The organism is Mycolicibacterium sp. Y3, assembly GCF_051188035.1.
Taxonomy (GTDB): domain Bacteria; phylum Actinomycetota; class Actinomycetes; order Mycobacteriales; family Mycobacteriaceae; genus Mycobacterium; species Mycobacterium fluoranthenivorans.
Map to the genome: position 1 here is coordinate 712,185 of NZ_JAVQLT010000001.1, position 14,043 is coordinate 726,227.

The window sequence follows — 14,043 nt, forward strand, 5'->3', positions numbered from 1 at the left end:
CGATGTCCATAGCGATGTCCGCAATGCCCCGATGAAGTGGGTCGTGAGCGTCCGACCGGGCGTGATCCGACACAAAGGGACAACACCGACATGAAACTCAAAATCGACACCCAGGGCGTGCAGTTCGTCGGAACGCGCGCTGCAGAGCCGCGAACGAACTTCGATACCGGCCAGCCGCGGATCGACAAGGCCACCGGCTTGCCGCAGTTCGCCGTGCAGTTGCTGGCGCTGGATGACTCCGGCGGTGAGGTGCTGATGGTGACGGTGCCGGGAGATCCGAACATCGTTGTGGGCCAGCATGTCACGCTGACCAACCTTGTGGCAGTGCCGTGGAGCCAAAACGACCGCTCGGGGGTCGCCTACCGCGCGGACGCGATCACCGCCGCGTCGGCGACTGGGGGTAGCACTTCAGCGACGAAACCTGCTGGGCCGGTTGATCGTTCCTGACCGCGACCAACGATCCCCTGTCGCCGCGCGCTGAGGCGGTGCTTGTCGACGCCCGGCGGCAGGGGATCGGTGGTCGCCAGCATGCCCGTCATCTTCTGGAAGGACACCACCAACATGCCCAGTGCATCAAGCAACAACAATCGCGATAGTACCCCTGTGGTGCAGGATGATTGGTTCGGCGACCTGATCGGGGCGCTGCTGACCGGGGTGGGCCACCTGCTGTGGTGGGCGATACGGTTCCCGCTGATCGGGACCCCAGCCGCTCTCAGCCTGGCGATGGGGTGCTGGCGAGGCCCGCACGCGGCACTGTTCACCGCGGCCGGGTTCGTAGCGGTATTTACGTTGTGGGGGTTCCTTGATGAGGATTCCTTACAGGCCTGGGTGATTGACCCGCCATCCCATTACTTTCTGCGCTGGTCACGCTATGAGCGCTCCTGGTCGAAAGTCTGTGCGTTACACGGGTTGACCGCCACCCATGGCGGGCGCGAAATCGTGCCCGTTCTGTATGCGATCAGCATCGGTGCCCACATTGATGTGCTGGAGGTGTCCGTGGTGACCGGCCAGTCGATGACCAACTGGAACAAGCAGTCCGAGGCGCTGGCCACCACGTGGCGGGCACAACGGGTCACCTTCACCACACTGGCACCGGGACGCCTACGCGTCAGCGTGATCCGCACCGATGGCCTCGCCGAGCCGGTAGGCCTGCCGACGGCGCACCCCGGGGAGGCAGTGGACCTGGCGGGTCTGCCGGTCGGGGTCACCGAAACCGGGGCGCCGTGGCGGCTTCCGGTGTGGGGCCATCACGTGCTCGTCGCGGGGGCCACCGGGGCGGGCAAAGGATCGGTGTTGTGGTCGCTCATCGCCGCGCTGGGGCCCGAGGTGGCCACCGGCCGGGTCAGGCTGTGTGTGATCGACCCCAAAGGCGGGATGGAGCTGGGCGCGGGCGCACCCATGTTCTCGGCGTTCACCCACGACAACGCCGAGCACACCGTGGCGCTGCTGCGCGCCCTGGTGGCGCTGTTGCAGACCCGGGCCAATCGGCTGCGCGGGCACACTCGCCTGCACATCGCCACCCCGGCCGCCCCGCTGTATGTGGTGGTCATCGATGAAATCGCCGCGCTAACCGCGTATGTGACCGACCGCAAGATCCGCACCGAAATTGAACAGCTATTGGGGCTGCTGCTGTCCCAGGGCCGCGCGGTCGGGATTTCGGTGGTAGCGGCGGTGCAGGACCCGTCCAAAGACACCTTGCCGGTGCGGCAGCTGTTCACCGTCCGCATCGGGCTACGCCTCACTGAAGCATCGCAAACCGCGATGGTCCTGGGACAAGGGGCACGCGACGCCGGGGCCGTATGCGACCAGATCGCCGACACGACCCCCGGAGTCGGCTATGTGATGGTCGACGGCACCGCCCAACCCACCCGGGTGCGGGCCTACCACGTCACCGATGACGACATCACCCGCATGGCCGCCACTTTCCCGGCTTCCCGGGCGGCGGGCACCCAGGGCCCCGGCCCGACTGCGGGCACGGGCGGCGCCAGCGCGCACACCGATGGCAACCGGTCATGACCGCCGGACACATGATGACGGGTGCTGCCAACCTGACCGGCACCGTGGCGACCGGAACGGGTGCGGTGGCACTGCCAGGGGCACCTGCCGATGCCGACTGGGGCGCGGTAGTGGAACAGATGGTGCGCCGCGCCCGCGGTCGTGGCTTTGAATCGTGGTGGCGGCGTGCCGAATCGGTCGGATTCTGTGCCCAACCCATCCAGCTGGTCGGGACCGACACGTTAGGCCGGCAAGGGCTGGTGTGGACGCGGTGTAACAACCGGCGCGCTCAGGTGTGTCCGTCGTGCTCGGACCTGTATGCCCGCGACATCTGGCAGCTCGTGCATGCCGGAGCCGCGGGTGGGCATCACGGTGTCCCGGCTGCGGTGGCTGATCATCCGCAAGTGTTTCTCACCTTGACCGCGCCAAGTTACGGACCGGTACACCGGGCCACAGGCAGCCGTGACGGCGCCCGCCGGGACCGGTGCCGCGACCACCAAGGTCTCAACGGGTACAAGCGGTGTCGGCACGGGAAACCCTTGTGGTGCAGTACCATCCACGACGATGGCGACCACTTGGTGGGCCAACCGTTGTGCGGGGACTGCTATGACTACCGCGGGCACGTGCTGTTCACCTGGCAACTGCCTGAGCTGTGGCGGCGTTTCACCATTGCGCTGCGTCGCCGTGTGCGTACACACCTGCGCGCGGCTGGTGCCAACCCCGACAGTGTGCGGATCAGTTTCGTCAAAGTGGTGGAACTGCAAGCCCGCGCCATCCCTCACATCCACGCCCTGATCCGCCTCGATCCCACCACCGACACCGACACCGACACCGACACCGACACCGACGACGGTCCCCCTTGCTGGCAGTCACCGATGACCGCCGTGGAGCTGGCCGCCCTGATGCACACGGTGGCCCGCACGGTGCGCGTGCCCGCCACCATCGCTGACCACAGCCCTGCCGACAACGCCGTGTCGCCGATGATCGGGTTCGGAACCCAGATCGACGCCCAGCCGATCACCGCATCACGAGCGCGCCGCGACGCACCTGAAAGGGCGGCGGTCGCCGGGCGGCCACTGTCGGCGCGCAGCATCGCGCGATACCTCGCCAAATACGTGACCAAATCGCTGTCCGATTTCGGGATCAGCGCCCGGCGGCTCTCCGTTGCGGCCATCACCGACCTCGACGTGACCGCGCATGTGCACGCCATCCTTACCACCATCTCAGGCCTGGCCGACCACGACGACACCACCATGGGCGGGATCGGGCGGTGGCTGCACACCCTGGGCTACCGCGGACACATCACCACCAAATCCCGCCGCTACTCCACCACCATGGGAGCCCTACGCGCTCACCGCGCTCACTGGACTGCCCGCCACCCCCACGCCAACCAGACAGCGCCCCAGCATGATTGGGCCACGGACTCCATCACCGCCGATCCCGGTGCGCACGCCGGTAGCGACCTGTCGTGGGCATTCGATCGTGGCGGGCTGAGTACACTCGGGGATCGCACCCTGGTCACCAGCGCCGCACTGGCCCGCATCCAGCGCCGACACAGCGCCCGCGACGGACAACACCTCACACTCAGCCACTCGCTGGGCCCTGATGGCTAACCCGTCCGTATCGACCTACCGCGGTGCCAGACCCTACAGTCGCGACGAATTCACTGACTGGCTCACCCAGTCCTGTCAACGCCAGAACGTCGCGGTCACGATCACCGACCCCGCCACCCTGGCAGCGGTCGCCGTGCACCTGGGAAACTGGCCGCCCGCCAGGACCCAACAGCGTGCCCCCAACAGGCGTCGACAACGATCACCAGCCCGCCACGACGGCGAGCCCGTGTCGCAACCGGAGTTGACAGCGATTGCCTAGCATGGCCCGAGGCCGCCTTGGCACAGCGAGTGCGTACATGGATACACGAACGGACCGCACCACGCACCGACGATCACGCGCCCACGCCGCCGCTGAACGATGCACTGGTGATCGCTGCGTGGGCGTCGACAATCTGATTGGCGTTGGCGCATGGCGGCCCAATGCGATCCTGGATCTGCCGCTGAGGGGCCTACGCGCAGATGAACAACGTCACTAGCGATATTGGGTTGGGCAGTCTTAACGCGGTTTGCGCGGCTCACCCACAACTCCTTCCAGGGTCTTCGAGGTAGGTATGGGAGTCTTACGGGTGTGGTGAGTGATATGACGTCTGCATCAGTTGTCGCACGTGCGCAGGCGTTTCCTCGGATTCGTTACATGGGGTCGAAGTACCGTCTCTTGCCCCATTTGGAGCGCGTCTTCGCCGAGCTTGGCGGTACGACTGCTGTCGACGCGTTCTCCGGCTCGGGAGTGGTGTCGTACTTGCTCAAGGCGCAGGGTTACCAGGTCACGTCCAACGACTTCTTGACCTTCCCTACGGTGATCGCCCGAGCGTCGGTGGCCAATTCTTCGGTGCACCTGGAAACTGAGCTGGTCGATGAGATCTGTGGGCCTGCGGCTGATGATCGCGACTTCATCCAACGGCGATTCGAAGGCTTGTACTTCACAGCGGAGGATCGTCAATTCTTGGATTCGGCGTGGTCACACATCGATCGGCTGAGCGGCTACCGGCGCGATCTGGCGATCTCTGCTCTGGTGTTGTCGGCCGCACGTAAGCAGCCCCGCGGGGTGTTCACCTTTACTGATTCGACGCTCTATGCCGATGGCCGCCGCGATTTGCGTATCTCTTTGCGTGAGCACTTTCGTGAGCGCGTGGCTGACTACAACCGCATCGTGTTCAGCAATGGTCTGCGCAGCAGTGCACGCTGCGGGGACGTCTTTGATATCCCGGAGACAGCACCAGACTTGGTGTATCTAGACCCGCCGTACGCGCCGCCGCGCGATGACAACGACTACATCAAGCGGTACCACTTTCTTGAGGGGCTCAGCGTGTACTGGCGCGGGGTCACCATCATGGAGAACACCAAGACCAAGAAGTTGGAGAAGCGTTTCACGCCGTTTGCCTATAAGAGGACTATCGAGGACGCGCTGAGCCGGACGTTCGAGCATTTCAGCGACGCCGGCGCGATCGTTCTGTCGTACTCGTCGAACGCGATTCCCGACGCCACACGGATCCTCGATTTGCTCGGCAAGGTCAAACCTCACGTGGAAACCATCGCCATCGACCACAAGTACAGCTTCGGCACTCACGCCGCGGCAACCCGCCGCGATGTGAGCGAATACCTGTTCATCGGGCGAGACGAGTGAGCACACCAGTTTCCTTCGAGCAGTACCTCGATGCGCTAGGTGCCATGACCCCGCACGTCGACCCGACTACGCCGACACCGCAGACGCAGGGCATTCGTGCCGCGGTCGAGAGCCTTCAGGCCATCACCCCCGTCACTGGCCAGTCCCTGGCACAGTGGGCGAACGAGCATCCGCGGTGGGCGCAAGTGCTGGGCCTGGTGGTGGGACTGTCGCAGGAGAAGCTGCTTATGGCGCTCAAGGACGGGTTGGGCACCAGCGGCGCGATCACGTTGGCCCGCGACAAGCCTGATGAGTTGATCGCGTTCCTCACGGACAGATTTGACGTCATCGAGATGCTCAATAAGCAAGCCGGTCGCAACTACGGCTTGGCCGATGTTCTGATTGCCCGCGCGGGAACCCGGGTGACGGCCACCAGGGCCACCGCTGCTGGCCGCTCGATCGAGGACATGATCGAAGACATCGCGAATGAACTTAAGCTACCGTACGCGACAAGAACACGTTTTGTGGGCCGCGGCGACCAGACCGGCCCTGCGGACTTGGTCATCCCCGACTCCGCCCACGCTGTCATCATGGTGGCTGCCAAAGGATTTGACTCGACTGGAAGCAAGCTGACCGCGGCCTACGAAGAGATCGCAAAAATGGCCGCTGTACGCAAACCAACGCAGTTCGTCATGGCCGTTGTGGATGGCATTGGCTGGAAGTCACGCAAGGCCGACCTCCGCCGCATCCATGACCTCTGGACCACCAACGACATCGACGGCCTCTACACCGTCTCTGCGCTGGACCAGTTCCGCACCGACCTGGAGAACGCAGCCCGCCTGCGCGGTCTGATCTGATCACAAGTTGAGGCGGCGTCGCGTTCTTCGCACGCTGCTACAAGTAATCAGCGCACGGCGACGCGTCGTCTTCGACACTGGCTTGAGCGCGGTCACTAACCCGCACGCCGAAGGGGCAACCATGGACAGAGCTGATCTCACGGCCGATGCCGCCGAATACCTGCGGATCGGCATCGAGCCGGTGACCGCAGACAATCCTCTCAGTGATGAGGAGGCGCAGACGGTTCCTGAGTGGTGGTCGCAACTTGCCGAACTGGACGCCGCCCAATCGACGGAACTGATTCTCGCGCAATGGGACCCAGCGCTTCCAGGCCTTCTTCCTCGCTTCGGGCAGTCCCTAACGGACTATGGCCACAGCTCGCTCTCGCGGATCGTATCGGAGAGCTATCACGGGATCGCCGTCATGTACGTCTTCACCGTGCCCGATGAGGACCCGATCTACCTGTTCGGCTACCCGCCCACCACGACGCCTCCTGCCCTGGTTGCCGAGCTACCGGACTCGGTCCAGACCTTCTACACCAAAATCCATGATGGTCTTCTCGATCACATCGAGGGCGAACCAGCAGGACTGTACCGATCACGCCGCCTCATTGACTGGCAGTCCTTGATCGGGGATAGCGTGCTCAAATACATTGCAAACCCACCGGCAAATCCGCCTCTAGCGCGCAACCTGATCATGTTCTACACGGACGGTGCCGGCGGGTTTATTTTCATCAATAAGGACCAGCAAGACAACGCCGTATGGACCGCTGGAGCTGGATTGTTGAGCGATCTGTCATGGGGAAAGATGACGCTCTGGGACGTGGTGGACGACTGGATCACCTTGTTCGTCAGCGCCGACGATGACGATGACGCCTAACCTCAACCCCCGTGGGGCACGTGAGGTTTTCTGCACGGGGCCGATGGGTTTCTCGATAGCGATCGCCGAACAGACAACGGCAATGCCTGCGGTGTTGGTTGGCGGCGTCCGTGCCGGTCAGTGTCGGTGAGGTCGTGGTTGGGCGGCGGTGGCACGTTTGGCGGCGAGAGCTTGGGGGCTGCGGTCTAGGCGGGTAAACCACAAAAAGCCATCATGAAATGAGGCGCACAGCGACTCGGCTCCTGGCCATACACTCGCCCAAACATCAACCCGAGCGCAATATCCCGTCAGGTGGAGGTTAGATCGATGACTGACAACGAGATGCTGCTCGACGTCGAGGTGTTCCCATGGGGCAGTTATGTGAGCATCGAGGATCTTGAGACCCTCGATCAGGCAGGCGTCCCTGAGGGGGCTAAGACCGATACCTGGTGTTGGGCCACGGCGCATGCGATCGATGTGTACACCTTGAGCCCGGATGAATCCGATGATGCCGAGCGGCTCGTTCGCATTCGGGTCTACCGGGGAACGAACTCTACGGGTCTTGGCGAACAAGTCTTCGATGGGGAGCTGGAACTTACCACCGGAATACTCGCTGTCGGCTCAGATCTGGGCGCGCCTCCTGAGGAACAACAACTGAACCTCGGCCCAGGTGTCGTCCACCTTCAGATCTTCACTCAAAAGCTTGTCCAGACCGCCAAGACAGGTCAACCAGATGAGTACCCGATCTCCGGACCCACCGACATCAACGTACTCATACCGCCGACGTGACCACAGAGGCGGAACGGCTGCGGCTGCGGTCCACTCTGGACCGCAAGATCCTCAATCCTCAGAGGCATCCCGTGTTCGTTTCCCGTGTCTCGTTTGTAAAGAAGTTGGACGGCTCATTTCTTGTGTCGTTTGGTGGCCGTTGTGGTTGTTGCTCGATCGAGGGGCCGGGGCGGTGGGTCGAGGTTCGTCGGGCTAGTGCATGAAATGTTGCTTGACGTGCGGTGATGACGGCTGAGTCAGGTAAATGCGTCTTGTGTTCCCGCTGCTTATGGCTCTGCTTTCTGGGTTGGCATCCGCTGACGATCGCACCGCCAATCGGCAGGGATGTGTTGCTGTGGGCTAGATCACCGCCTGGCTGGCGTTCGGTTTTGGGGTTGGTTCCCGACTACACCTTGCAGATGCCCGTCGTAGCTGGCGGGCGGTGGTTGTCGATGTAGGGGGTTGGGGTCGTGGGGGATTTTCTGCCGGGTGACCGGTCGTGGTGGAGTGTCGCTCGGTGGTGGCAGGTCAGCTTCGCGTTGATCGTCACGGTGGCGCTCACCGTGGGCGGGGTGCACTGGCTTTCTGACCGTGACCGGCCCGGTGCCGGTGCGGGGTCGGTGTCGCTGGCTCAAGGATTCGCCGATGCCGCGTTGGCCGCATTCAGTGGATCCACGACGGTGGCCGTTGCGGCCGAGCCTGCGCTGAGCCCGGGGCAGCGTGCGGCGGGCTTGCCGACCGACCCTGTTGCCGGGTTGACCTCGAACACTGCGGCAGGGCCGGTGCAGGTGGTGCTCCCGGGTGGTTTGGGTGCTGCCCAGCACACCTCCGGTGGGCAGGTGGTCTACCCCGATACCGGTGCCGGGTTCGACATGCTGGCCGAGAACACCGCCACCGGGACCCGCACGGTGGCCCGCATCAACACCGCTGCTGGGGTGCGGATGGTCACCACCTTCGTGCGCACCCCCGCCGATACGGTGATGCTGGCCCACACCAACGGCTACTTGACCATCAACCGGGCCACCCCGACCGCCGAGACCGTCGGCATGTTCGCCCCGGCGGAAACCCGTGACGCCACAGGTCGTTTGGTGCCTGCATCGTATGTGGTCAAGAAGGTCGCGCCGCAGTTGTATGCCCTGGCCGAGGTGATCGATCCCCGCCCCGACACCGCATGGCCGGTCTATGTGGACCCGCCGCTGCATGTGGGTGGTGTGGGTGGGGCACCGCTGCCGACCGGATTGTTCGATTCGATCACCTCCACCATCAGCAGCGCTGCCAGCGCAGTAGGGGATGCGGTCACTACCGCCGCCTCGGCCACGGTGGCCGGTGCCACCGCGGTCGGGACGTTCGTGAAGAACAACCCCTTGCAATCCGCGGTCCTGGTCGGCGGGGTCGCTCTCGCACTGACCGGGGTCGGCGGGCCGGCTGGGGCGGCGATGATCGCCAGCTCCGCGGTCAACCTCGCCTCAGCAGGGGTCGACATCGCCGCCGCGGCGATGCCCGACAACCAAGCCCTGGGTACCTGGTCCACGGTACTGGGGGTGGCGTCGATGGTCACCCCACAAGGCGCGGCGAAGGCCGCGGTCAAAGAGGTCGCCGAAAAGGCCACCGAAGAACTGGCCACCCACGCCGATGACCTCGCCAACACCGCCAGAAAGGTCATCGACACCGCCACCGAGGCCCCCACCCCGCCCACGCAACTGGCCAACGACATCGCTGGGGCACCGGCCGCAGCCAAACCACCCCTGCCCGGCGTCGACACCCCCAAAGCACCGAACGCGCCACCGGGGCCTGATCTCCCGGTTCCAGGTGTCGCGCCCAAGCCCACGGGCGGAACGATTTCACCGAAAGTGAAAGATCTTGTCACCGAGGATCGAGTGGCGCGCAACCCCGACAGGAATCTTTACTGTGAGAACCCGGCGTGTGGGCAGCGGGTGTATCGCCAGGAGGGCACATTGGAGACGGGGGACAAGATCCCGCCCAACCGTGCCCAGTTCGATCACGATCAGACTCCAAAGTCTGCCGGCGGTACCGGCGGCAAGAATGGCGAAGACACCAAAATCCTCTGCATCGGCTGTAACGGCCCGGCCGGAAAAAGTGCGAAGACGCCCGAAGAATGGGCAGCTGCCCAGGAGGAAGCCGGGAGAAGATCAACGCGGAACATCCAAAGATTCATTCGGGAGAATGGTGGTGAGCCAGCTGATGGTGTGATCCGCTCGCCGAACATCCGACCTCAAGCTGCCGAGCGGAACGAGCAAGCGCAACAACAAGCTCGGTCACGCGCCGACCAACACCGTGACAACGCGATCGATCAGGCTAGGCAGTCAAACGGCGACGGCACCACATCACACGCCGGAGACAACGCAAGCGGCAAGAAGAGCGGGCAGAAGAAGAAGCCTAAGAAGAAAAAGAGCAAGGTCAACCACCCGCGCCCGAAGTAAGTACGTGTAAGAAGAAATCCGTGCGAACTCAGGGCTAGAGGTAGGGCCCCACATGACTTTGTCCCCCGTGGCGCGCGATGCCGTCCCCGACCGACCTTGAAAGTCTCACACAGTGCAAATCGAGAACCCGAACGCATTCCGCAGCGTCGCTTCGCCGTTGACACCCGACATGCTGGCGCCGCTCCCAGCGGAGTCACCTGGAGTTTCGTTCGAGGAACCTCTAACTGATGCTGACTTTCAAACTCTCTCCGACTTCATCGCGGATTACCCGGACAAGAAGTTGTTCGCCATGCAGCTGGGACCTGCGAGTTGGAGCGAGGAGCCGTCAGTGGAACGCGAGATCACGGATCTGGAATTTCTCCGGTTCTTTCCGAAGCTGAAACGGTTCACATGCGACATGTTCTACCTGAAATCACTAGATGGACTGCGCCATCTCGACGCATGTACCGAGCTCCGAATCTACAAATCGCCCACGCGGATGTCTGTGCAGGTGGTCGGTGAGTTGGACAAGCTGGAATACCTGATGCTAGACGGGCAGACTCGGGACCTGAGCGCTCTCGAGTCGTTGCCGAATCTCACTACATTGAGCCTGGGCTCCGCCCGAAAACTGCCAGGCTTGGACTTCCTTCCCCGCAGCCTGCGTTCGTTCACGATGAACCTCGGCAGCATCACCGATATCAGTGCCGTTGCCGACACCGCGCTGGAAACGTTGGCGTTTTTCAAAGTTAGTGGACTCGCCGACCTCAGTCCGATATCGCACCTCACCTCGCTGCGTGCACTTCGGCTGTACCACCTCAAGGAAGTCGCTAGTTTGCCCAACATGTCAGAGTTGACCGAGCTCACCGAACTCGTCATAGACGACCTCAAACAGCTCTCCGACACCCGTCCGGTCTTGACGGCCCCCAACCTGACCGAGCTCACAGTCACCAACCTGGCCAACATCGATCCACAAGCTTGGGAAGACACTTGGAAGACCTGGATCGCTCAAGGTCGACGCCCCTTCTGGGATCAGTAACCCTAAGCGTCTTAGCGCGGTGTCTCGTTTGGTAAAAGAAGTGAGACAGACCACCGGCGACCAGTCCCTCGGTCGTTGTCCCAGGCCGGGGTGACTTAGGAGCGTCTCGCTTCTAGTCTCACAGCGATTGTCCCGAATCTCCGACGCCGGTGGGCAATGAGTCGGCACGTGGCGCAGGCAGTGCCGTGATTTGGTCGTTCCTGCTCATTCTGGTTGCGGGAAACGGGCATGGTGACGGACAATCATCTGCATTGCCGTCAGTGCTTGATGACCTCGAGCAACTCCGCGCGTTGGAACACAGACTGCTCAGCCAGTTCTTCGACGTCCGCAGTCCTTTGGAGAGGTTGGTCCGCCTGAATCAGTCCTAGACCCGCCAGTGAGGTTGGACGCGATTGATGTCGAGGCTGCGTGAACCCGGTGTACCCGGCGCGATCACGGAGTGGTCGAGCACTGATTTGATGATGGCTTGCTGGCGGTCGATACCCAAGTTTTCCCATTGGTGGCGCAGCAGATGCCCCGTCCCTGCCAGTTCGCTGGCGGCATTGCTGTCGGTGGCGGCGGCGATATCGCGGCGGGTCTGATTGATCCGGGTGGTGATAGGGTCGCGTGCGGCGATCCATTCCCTCGCGGTCACCGTTCCGGCGGCGTATAGGGCTGCCAACTCATCCAATCGTGTGGTGTCGGTGTCGAGTTGGGCTGATAACGCCGCGACGTCAGTATCCAAAGTGGCTTTGCCCGCGAGCACATCGGCAAGATGCGGTGAGTCAAGGCGGGTCAGCACCGCCTCGGTGAGCAGGTGTTCGACGGGTTCGGCGACGACGGTCAATCGCCCGCACCCACCATGGTCTGGCCCGCTCAAACAGACATAGCGGCGGACCCGGTTATCCGGATTACGTTGGCGGGCTTGGGAAAATAGCCGATTGCCGCACCGACCACAGCGCAACATGCCAGACAACAGATAGGTGCGCGGCGCGCGGGTCTTGGTCAGTGAGCGGGTGGCCATGCGGGCAAGAATTCGGTCGCGTTCGGCCGGGGTGATGATCGCAGGCCATGCCGCAGGCCCGATCACTTCGCCGTGATGTTCGCGCAACCCGGCGATCCGCCCAGAAGTCAAGATTTGACGCACTGCCGAGGTCTGCCAGGATGTCGCCACCGCCGGGGCGACACCAGTGTCGTCCAGCCAAATCGTCAACGACCGAATCGATGCCCCGGCCAGGTACCGATCGACCATCTCGCGAACGACCTTGGCTTCGGCATCGCGCAGGGTAGTCTTGTCGCCCTCATAGCCGAACGGGCGCACCGAGCCGTGCGGCAATCCCTGCTCGGCGTTCTGCAACATCTTGCGACGGATACGCGCTGATTTGCGCCCCGACTCTTTGGCGGCGAACGCCGCGAAGATCCGGGCCATGAACAACCCATCGTCGTTACCCAGATCGATATCGGCGGTCACCGTCGCTACCTGCGACACCCCGGCCCGTTCACAAAGCGTGACGAAGTCCTCCAATTCAGCGGGGCGCCGATGCAGTCTGTCCAAGTTATAGACGATCACCGCATCCCGGGCGCCGGAGGCCAGATCAGCCAGCATGCGTTCATACTCGCGGCGACGTTTACCCGAAAACGCCGACACATCGTTGTCCACGTACTCATCCCCGACTGGCCACCCCCGATCGGCGGCCAGCCTGCGGCAATCCTCCAACTGACGAGCCACTCCCAACCCGGTGCCCTCTACATCAGCAGAAATTCGGGCATAGATCGCCGCCGAACATACCCCGACCCGCTGACCAGCGCTTTTCCTCGATGCCATGAGGGTAGTTTACTAGCATCTAAGCTTTGACGGGTGCGTCGGACCACCCGGCCACGGCACGGTGTGGTCGACATCGCAGTATTCGGCGCGCACGGCGCAGCCGGGGAACCGACAGGTCAGGTCACGGGTCCGGACGAACTGCGCCAACGCGGTGGAGGGCCGGTAGCCGGGTTCGGCCTCGGGTGCCGGGACGGGGATGTCCTTGACCGCGGCGCCCGCGCGCACCAGAGCCGTGACCTGATCGGCGGGGAGTACGCCATGCCCGGGCAGGTATCCCGGGGCGTGCGGATCGGCGGTGAGGGTGGCCGGGGTAGCGATCACGTGGATCACGAATCGGCCCGCGGTGGCGGGGCGGCCGGGGTCGGCGGCCGGGCAGTCGTCATTGCCGCATTCGCACGCCAGCGCGGTGCCCAGCCCGATCGCGAGGATCGCATCGGAGCGGCGTTGGTGTTTGGTGCGAGGGTCATCGGCACAGACGCTGTCGGCCATCGTGTCGAGCAGGGTGTCGAACGCGGCACCTGCGGCGGCCTCGACGCGGGCCCAGACATCGGACATGCCGCCCGGCGCGGGCGCCACATCGACGCGCCGCTTATCCCGCACCGGGCCCGGAGTGCGGACTCCTGCAGGATCGCTGCGGGCAACGACCTCGTCGATGCGCTGCTCCTGCACCGGCCCCGACAGTCGCATCCATTCGAGCAGCTTGGCGGCGATCTGGCTGTCGATCACGGCCAACCGGTCCGGATCGTCGACCAGGTCGGTGCGGTTGATCACCGTGGTGACCAACCGGTAGTCCAGCTCCCCGGACAGATAGACCGTCGCCACGGCCGGTAACCGGTCGCGGAGCGCGATTGCCACCCTGAGCTGGGCATCCGCCCGGGATCGGGAGATCCCCAACCCGACCGCCACCTCGGCGGCGAGGCCGGCGTACCCGTCGATCGCCCAGTTCAGCCGCTCCACGTCCGCACCTGGGGCGCGGATCTCATAGAGATCGGCGATCGCCTCCAGCCGTCGCGCTCCCGCGGCGTTCTCCGCGCGCACGGCCGCCGTCATCCGGTCCAGTGCTTCCCCCGCTGCGGATCGCTCCAACAATGCTTCGAACATGTGTTCTA

At 63.8% G+C, this 14,043-nt stretch carries 11 protein-coding genes; 9 read left to right on the forward strand and 2 right to left on the reverse strand.

What is annotated here, in order from left to right:
* Nucleotides 1–90: 90 nt before the first annotated feature.
* From QN239_RS03480 to QN239_RS03520, 9 genes are all read left to right on the forward strand, one after another.
* On the forward strand, nucleotides 91–447 hold the full coding sequence (locus QN239_RS03480) for a hypothetical protein (protein ID WP_499008195.1): 357 nt from the start codon (nucleotides 91–93) through the stop codon (nucleotides 445–447).
* Between the two features lie 114 nt (nucleotides 448–561).
* Nucleotides 562–2,016, forward strand: a complete 1,455-nt coding sequence (locus tag QN239_RS03485) for an FtsK/SpoIIIE domain-containing protein (RefSeq protein ID WP_499016548.1) — start codon at nucleotides 562–564, stop codon at nucleotides 2,014–2,016.
* A gap of 14 nt (nucleotides 2,017–2,030) precedes the next feature.
* Nucleotides 2,031–3,608 (forward strand): replication initiator, encoded by a 1,578-nt coding sequence (locus tag QN239_RS03490; RefSeq protein WP_499016550.1) that lies wholly within the window; start codon nucleotides 2,031–2,033, stop codon nucleotides 3,606–3,608.
* A gap of 580 nt (nucleotides 3,609–4,188) precedes the next feature.
* Nucleotides 4,189–5,232 carry a DNA adenine methylase gene (locus QN239_RS03495; RefSeq protein WP_499008196.1) on the forward strand — a complete coding sequence of 348 codons (1,044 nt, stop codon included), beginning with the start codon at nucleotides 4,189–4,191 and terminating at the stop codon, nucleotides 5,230–5,232.
* Nucleotides 5,229–6,068, forward strand: a complete 840-nt coding sequence (locus tag QN239_RS03500; RefSeq protein ID WP_499008197.1) for a DpnII family type II restriction endonuclease — start codon at nucleotides 5,229–5,231, stop codon at nucleotides 6,066–6,068. Before QN239_RS03495 ends, QN239_RS03500 begins: the two co-directional genes overlap by 4 nt.
* A 121-nt stretch (nucleotides 6,069–6,189) precedes the next feature.
* Nucleotides 6,190–6,927, forward strand: coding sequence for a hypothetical protein (locus QN239_RS03505; protein ID WP_499008198.1), 738 nt, complete (start codon nucleotides 6,190–6,192; stop codon nucleotides 6,925–6,927).
* A gap of 306 nt (nucleotides 6,928–7,233) precedes the next feature.
* Entirely contained in the window at nucleotides 7,234–7,695 is a 462-nt protein-coding gene (locus QN239_RS03510; RefSeq protein ID WP_499008199.1) for a hypothetical protein, read from the forward strand.
* A 449-nt stretch (nucleotides 7,696–8,144) separates the two neighbouring features.
* Nucleotides 8,145–10,115: an HNH endonuclease gene (locus QN239_RS03515; RefSeq protein ID WP_499008200.1), complete on the forward strand. Its 1,971-nt coding sequence runs from the start codon at nucleotides 8,145–8,147 to the stop codon at nucleotides 10,113–10,115.
* Between the two features lie 112 nt (nucleotides 10,116–10,227).
* Nucleotides 10,228–11,130 carry a leucine-rich repeat domain-containing protein gene (locus QN239_RS03520; RefSeq protein WP_499008201.1) on the forward strand — a complete coding sequence of 301 codons (903 nt, stop codon included), beginning with the start codon at nucleotides 10,228–10,230 and terminating at the stop codon, nucleotides 11,128–11,130.
* A gap of 364 nt (nucleotides 11,131–11,494) precedes the next feature.
* Here the strand turns inward: QN239_RS03520 and QN239_RS03525 are convergent, their stop codons facing one another.
* Both QN239_RS03525 and QN239_RS03530 read right to left on the reverse strand, forming a co-directional pair.
* Nucleotides 11,495–12,934 carry a recombinase family protein gene (locus QN239_RS03525; RefSeq protein WP_499008202.1) on the reverse strand — a complete coding sequence of 480 codons (1,440 nt, stop codon included), beginning with the start codon at nucleotides 12,932–12,934 and terminating at the stop codon, nucleotides 11,495–11,497.
* 12 nt (nucleotides 12,935–12,946) lie between these two features.
* The gene (locus tag QN239_RS03530) at nucleotides 12,947–14,035 is read right to left on the reverse strand and encodes an HNH endonuclease signature motif containing protein (protein ID WP_499008203.1); all 1,089 of its coding nucleotides are present in this window, start codon (nucleotides 14,033–14,035) and stop codon (nucleotides 12,947–12,949) included.
* Nucleotides 14,036–14,043: the final 8 nt, after the last annotated feature.